The organism is uncultured Sphingomonas sp. (assembly GCF_913778135.1).
Lineage (GTDB): Bacteria > Pseudomonadota > Alphaproteobacteria > Sphingomonadales > Sphingomonadaceae > Sphingomonas.
The window spans coordinates 1-6,113 of the sequence record NZ_CAJYVU010000127.1; the positions used below are offsets into that span (position 1 = coordinate 1).

The 6,113-nt window shown below is 65.5% G+C and carries 4 protein-coding genes, 2 tRNA genes and 2 pseudogenes; 6 read left to right on the forward strand and 2 right to left on the reverse strand.

The window, feature by feature from the left end; translation table 11 throughout:
* A pseudogene (locus QZ847_RS11670) lies at positions 1-105 on the forward strand (IS5/IS1182 family transposase); the annotation flags it as partial.
* A 278-nt stretch (positions 106-383) separates the two neighbouring features.
* Positions 384-1,274 carry a DNA N-6-adenine-methyltransferase gene (locus tag QZ847_RS11675; protein ID WP_366930195.1) on the forward strand — a complete coding sequence of 297 codons (891 nt, stop codon included), beginning with the start codon at positions 384-386 and terminating at the stop codon, positions 1,272-1,274.
* A gap of 265 nt (positions 1,275-1,539) precedes the next feature.
* On the opposite strand, the gene QZ847_RS11680 is transcribed toward QZ847_RS11675, so the two are convergent.
* Together QZ847_RS11680 and QZ847_RS11685 are read right to left on the reverse strand one after the other, a co-directional pair.
* Positions 1,540-1,614: transfer RNA gene (locus QZ847_RS11680), tRNA-Gln, on the reverse strand.
* Positions 1,615-1,680: 66 nt separating this feature from the next.
* Positions 1,681-1,767: transfer RNA gene (locus QZ847_RS11685), tRNA-Leu, on the reverse strand.
* Between the two features lie 200 nt (positions 1,768-1,967).
* Between QZ847_RS11685 and QZ847_RS11690 the strand changes: the two genes are divergently transcribed.
* From QZ847_RS11690 to QZ847_RS11705, 4 genes and pseudogenes are all read left to right on the forward strand, one after another.
* Positions 1,968-2,903, forward strand: a complete 936-nt coding sequence (locus QZ847_RS11690; RefSeq protein ID WP_294356671.1) for a complex I NDUFA9 subunit family protein — start codon at positions 1,968-1,970, stop codon at positions 2,901-2,903.
* Positions 2,904-2,935: 32 nt separating this feature from the next.
* Complete coding sequence (locus tag QZ847_RS11695; protein ID WP_294356673.1) at positions 2,936-3,742, forward strand: undecaprenyl-diphosphate phosphatase; 807 nt, start codon at positions 2,936-2,938, stop codon at positions 3,740-3,742.
* Between the two features lie 156 nt (positions 3,743-3,898).
* Positions 3,899-5,338: an NAD(P)-dependent oxidoreductase gene (locus QZ847_RS11700; protein WP_294356675.1), complete on the forward strand. Its 1,440-nt coding sequence runs from the start codon at positions 3,899-3,901 to the stop codon at positions 5,336-5,338.
* Positions 5,335-6,113: pseudogene (locus QZ847_RS11705) on the forward strand (glutamate synthase large subunit); the annotation flags it as partial. The gene QZ847_RS11700 and the pseudogene QZ847_RS11705, both read left to right, overlap by 4 nt.

The following is a 6,113-nucleotide window of genomic DNA, read 5'->3' on the forward strand; positions in this document are numbered from 1 at the left end:
GGCCGCCTGAAGGACTGGCGCCGCGTCGCCACCCGCTACGACCGCTGCCCCATCGCCTTCTTCTCTGCCGTCGCCCTCGCTGCCACCGTCATCTTCTGGCTGTGATCAACGAGTCCTGACCCTAAACGGCGCAAGCCGCGGCCCTGCCGGCTGTGCTGAGCGCGTCCTCCTGATTGGGGTTCAAGTAGGCATTATGTGAAGAAGCAACGCCATCGTAGGTGGCGGTCTTCAACGAACACAATGGCTTTAGCTCAATCAAGCCCTTAACGCTCACACACCGAATGGCTGATTTCCACCACCTAAAGAAATTAGAGCCAGACAACTTCAAAGGCGCATGATCGTCAGAATATGACCTCGGGAGGTATCAGATTATCATTGAGGAAATCCGGACAGCCCGCCGGTCGTCTGGCTTGTCGCAGCGAGCCTTGGCCAGCCGCATGTCTCTGGACGTTCAGACAATCAAGAGGCTGGAAGCGGGCGTAGGTTCGGTTGCGACGTTGACTGCCGTCATGACGGCATTGGATTTCCGCCTCACAGGTCTGGGCGGCGGCGCGTCCCTGCCCGAACAACTCCGCTCCCGGAGACTCAGGCGCTCGTGGTCGCTGGATCAGGTGGCGACCAAAGCGGGTCTGTCGCGGACGACTGTGGCCAGCCTGGAACGTGGCGGCGGGTCGGTTGCGAGTATGATGAAGATGTTGGCGGTGCTCGCACCGCATGCGCGCCGCCGAGCGCCGGAGAGATCGTTCTGGGGACAAGGCGACAAGGCAGACCGGGACAGCCGCTTCACCCCGCCAGACTTCATGGATGACATCTATGCCGCTTTCGGCCCAGTTGATCTCGATCCTTGCGCCGACCTTCGCAGCCCCGTGGTTGCACGCCGACGAATTCTTTTGAACGAGGGTGGCGACGGCCTTGTCGATGATTGGTCCGGTCGACTTGCGTTCGTCAATCCACCCTTCTCAAACATGCTTGCTTGGCTCCGGCGCGCGCATGAACAATGGCGTGCAGGCAAGGTTCAGACGGTGATTTGCCTTGTACCAGTGAGGACCGACTCAGTATTTTTCCATGACACGTTAAGTGATGCCGCCGACATTTTTCTGCTGCAGGGACGAGTGAAGTTTCTAAGCACCAAGGGCAAGCCCCAGCACACACCCTTCTCGCTGATGCTTGTGGCTTTGGGTGCCACGTCCGAGCAGAGGTCGCGGTTCGCGGGGTCGGTGCCTGGACGCTGGCTGGAACCCAGCGCAGCAGCTCGGGAACAGCACGCGGAATAAATGCAGTGACTGGGGCTATGTCACCCACCTCCCGCGATCGGACCGCCCTCCCACCGTTCGCACAAGTAGTGATTCGTGCCAGTCGCCCCTCACGATGCGGGGGGGGCGGATTGCTGAACGCGACCACTGACTCTTGCAGGATTAAGTCCGTAGGCGCACAGGTGAAATGCAGGGGCCAGAACGGGGTGCCTCCCCATATGGTCAAGGCATTTAGATCCGCAGGGTTTATCGAGTAACAACAGTGACTTGCCCACAATCGGGTGGCTGGCTGGGGCGGCAGGATTCGAACCTACGAATGCCGGTACCAAAAACCGGTGCCTTACCGCTTGGCGACGCCCCAGCAGTCTGCGGTTCATCGCAGGAGTGGCCGCCTTGCGCCAGCCCGCGATGCACCGCTGACAAGATATGGTGCCCAGAAGAGGACTCGAACCTCCACGACCTTGCGATCGCCAGCACCTGAAGCTGGTGCGTCTACCAATTCCGCCATCTGGGCACGGGTGGAAGCGCGAACGCTTCCGGGTAGGCCGGCGCCTCTAGTGGAGCGTAGGGAGCCTTGTCAACGCCTTCGCGACCAGAAAAACGCTGCGGTTGCGCCCGCGAAGCGCGCAGCCTTGTTATTGCACGACCCGCCCGGCTAAAGCGGCCGCGGCTTTCCAGGATCTGCAGTTGATGACCCCTTCGTTGATGACTGGCGTGAACAACAAGCTCGTGACCCTGATCGGCGGCGGCGGCTTTCTCGGCCGCTACGTCGCGCAGGCGCTGTTGCAGGCGGGCGCGCGCGTCCGCATCGCGCAGCGCGATCCGCGCCGGGCGTTCTTCCTGAAACCGCAGGGTGGGCTCGGACAGACGCAGTTCGTCGCCGCCGACGTGACGCGCCCCGACACGATCGCGCGCGCGGTCGAGCATGCCGACGGGGTCGTCAACCTGGTCGGCAGCTTTGAGGGCAACCTGCAGCGCATCCACGTCGACGGCGCGCGTGCGGTGGCCGAGGCGGCGACCCGCATGGGCGTCGGCGCGCTGGTTCATGTATCCGCGATCGGCGCCGATGCGGAGAGCGCGTCCAACTACGCCCGCACCAAGGACGAGGCGGAGGCCGCGGTGCGCGAAGCTTTTGCCAACGCCACGATCCTGCGCCCGTCGACTGTGTTCGGGCGCGAGGACCAGTTCATCAACCGCTTTGCCGGCATGATCGCGAAGCTGCCGGTGGTGCCCGTGCTGCGCGCCCAAGCCCGCTTTCAGCCGGTCTATGTCGGCGACGTGGCGAGCGCGGTGGTCGCGAGCCTAGGCGATCCAACGCGCTTCGGCGGCGAGACGTTCGAGCTCGGCGGCCCCGAGGTGCTCACCATGCTCGAGATCCAGCAGCGGATCGCTTCGCATATCGGTCGCAACCCGACCTTCCTTCCGCTGCCCGACGTGGTCGGCGGGCTGCTGGCGAGCGTTCCGGGCGGGCCGCTGACGGGCGACCAGTGGAAGCTGCTCCAGCGCGATTCCGTGGTCTCCGCCGGCAGCGAAGGCCTGACCGCGATGGGCCTCGCGCGCACGCCGTTCGACGCGGTCGCGCCGGGCTGGCTGGTGCGCTATCGCAAGGCGGGTCGCTTCTCGCTGCTGAGCGACGCAGCCAAAGGCTGACGTCGCTACCCCTTCCTACCGGAGACGCCCTCTTGAACGACCTGCTCACCGCCGTCCTCCTCGGCATCGTCGAGGGGGTGACCGAGTTCCTGCCCGTCTCCTCCACCGGCCATCTCATCTTGGCGAGCGCGCTGCTCGGTTACGACGAGGCGCACTGGCGGCTGTTCAACATCGTGATCCAGCTGGGCGCGATCCTGGCGGTGGTGGTGCTCTACTGGCGGACGTTCTGGACCGTGCTGCTAGGGCTGTTCCGCCGCGAGGCCGGCCCGATCCGTTTCGTGCGCAACCTGCTAATCGCCTTCGTGCCCGCCGCGGTGATCGGCCTGGCGCTCAAGAAGCAGATCGAGGCGCTGCTGCTGCAACCGCGCGTCGTCGCGGTGGCGCTGATCGTCGGTGGTCTTGCCATTCTGGTGATCGAACGCGTGGTGAAACCGGGTACGACGCGCGGCATCGCCGACGTGCCCGCGCGCACCGCGCTCGGCGTCGGCTTCATCCAGTGCTTGGCGATGGTGCCGGGCGTCAGCCGGTCGGGCGCGACGATCCTCGGCGCGCTGACGCTGGGTGTCGAGCGGCGCACCGCGGCCGAGTTCAGCTTCTTTCTCGCCATCCCGACAATGCTCGGCGCAAGCGTGGTCGAGCTCGCCGGGCATCATCACGAACTGACGGCGGGGCAAGGCGCCGGGCCGGGCGCGATCGCGGTCGGTTTCATCGTGTCGTTCATCGTCGCGTTGCTGGTGGTGCGCTGGTTCGTCGGCATCGTCGGGCGGCACGGCTTCGCACCCTTCGCGTGGTACCGGATCGTCGCGGGTGCTGCGGCTTTATTCCTATTGATGCATTGATGGTCCACATCGGGCCTTTATCGGCTAACGAGTTGTCCTAGGGGAGACTGCAACCCGCTAAATGCACGGAATTAGGTCCGACATGATGCTTATGTTGTTTGATTTCGCGTGACACTGCGACTTTGATATGAAATTGCGGCGATCGGAGATTGACCGATGGCCGACATGCTTCGTTTCGTTGAACGCCCGCAAGCCTATCCCGCGAAGCGCGATGCAGAGGCGCGCGCGGAGGATTTCCGCGAGATCGCCGAGCGCTACGCGGTACAATCCGCCGAGGATCAGTCGGCGCGCTGCTCGCAATGTGGTGTGCCATACTGCTCGGTGCATTGTCCGCTGCACAACCACATACCCGACTGGCTGCGGCTGACTGCGGAAGGGCGGCTGCGCGAGGCGTACGAGCTGTCGAACGCGACCTCGACCATGCCCGAGATCTGCGGCCGCATCTGCCCGCAGGACCGTTTGTGCGAAGGCAATTGCGTGATCGAGTTCACCGGCCACGGCGCGGTGACGATCGGGTCGGTCGAGAAGTTCGTCACCGACAAGGCGTGGGAGGAAGGCTGGGTCGAGCCGCTCGTGCCCGGACCCGCACGCGGCCAGTCGGTCGGCGTGATCGGCGCGGGGCCGGCGGGGCTGTCGGCGGCGGAGTATCTGCGCGGGCACGGCTACGAGGTCCACGTCTACGATCGCCACGACCGCGCGGGCGGATTGCTGACCTACGGCATACCGGGCTTCAAGCTCGAAAAGCCCGTCGTCACGCGCCGTGTCGACCGGTTGAAGGCGGGTGGCATCGTCTTTCACGAAGGTTTCGCAGTCGGCGAGGACGCGACGCTCGACGAAGTGCGGCAGCGCCACGACGCGGTGCTGATCGCGACCGGCGTGTACAAGGCGCGCGCGATAGAGGTCGACGGGCACGGTGCGTCGGGTGTCGTCGCGGCACTCGACTATCTCACCGCCTCCAATCGCAAGAGCTTCGGCGACCAGGTGCCTGAGTTCGAGAACGGCAGTCTCAATGCGGCGGGCAAGAACGTCGTCGTGATCGGCGGCGGCGACACCGCGATGGACTGCGTCCGCACCGCAATCCGTCAGGGCGCGAAGAGCGTGAAGTGCCTCTACCGCCGCGACCGCGCCAACATGCCCGGCAGCCAGCGCGAGGTAGCGAACGCGGAGGAAGAAGGCGTCGAGTTCGTCTGGCTCTCCGCCCCCGCCTCGTTCGTCGAGGAAGCCGGCCAGGTCACGCATGTCCGCGCCAATCGCATGCGATTGGGCGGCGCGGACGCCAGCGGCAGGCGTTCGCCCGAGATCGACCCCGGCGCCGCCGAGGACATGCCGGCCGATCTCGTCATCAAGGCGCTCGGCTTCGATGCGGAGGACCTGCCGCACCTGTGGGGCGCGCCAGAGTTGGGCGTCACGCGCTGGGGCACGGTGCTGGTCGATGCGAAGACGCTGATGACCAGCCTCGACGGCGTGTTCGCCGCCGGCGACATCGTGCGCGGCGCGAGCCTGGTCGTCTGGGCGATCCGCGACGGGCGCGACGTGTCGGCTGCGATGCACAAGTATTTGAAGGCCAAGGCCGCGAGCACGAAGGTGGCAGCATGAGTGACGCATCGATGACCGACCAGCGCGCCTGGCTTGCCGAGCACGGCATGTACCGCCCCGAGTTCGAAGGCGACGCATGCGGCGTCGGGCTCGTCGCCGCGACCGATGGCAAGCCGTCGCGCCGCGTCGTTCAGTCCGCGATCGATGCGTTGAAGGCCGTGTGGCACCGCGGCGCGGTCGACGCCGACGGCAAGACCGGGGACGGCGCCGGGCTGCACGTCGACCTGCCGGTGCGCTTCTTCGACGATTGCGTCGCGGCGTCGGGGCACAAGCTGCTGCCCAATCGCCTCGCGGTCGGCATGGTGTTCCTGCCGCGCACCGATCTGGGCGCGCAGGAGACGTGCCGTACGATCGTCGAGGCGGAGATGATCCAGGCCGGCTACACCATTTACGGCTGGCGGCAGGTGCCGGTCGACGTGTCGGTGATCGGCGCCAAGGCGCAGCTGACCCGGCCCGAGATCGAGCAGATCATGATCGCCGGGCCGTTGCCCGATGAAGCAAGCGCCGACGAGTTCGAGAAGAACCTGTACCTCGTCCGCCGCCGGATCGAGAAGCGCGTGATCGCCGCGCAGATCCAGGGCTTCTATGTCTGCTCGCTCAGCTGCCGCTCGATCATCTACAAGGGGCTGTTCCTCGCCGAGAGCCTGTCGGTCTTCTACCCCGATCTGTGCGACCAGCGGTTCGAGAGCCGCGTCGCGATCTTTCACCAGCGTTATTCGACCAACACCTTTCCGCAATGGTGGCTGGCGCAGCCGTTCCGCTGCCTCGCGCACAA

Coding starts and splice junctions, on each gene's coding strand:
- QZ847_RS11700 (WP_294356675.1), top strand. CDS start 3,899: ATGGCCGACATGCTTCGTTTCGTTGAACGCCCGCAAGCCTATCCCGCG.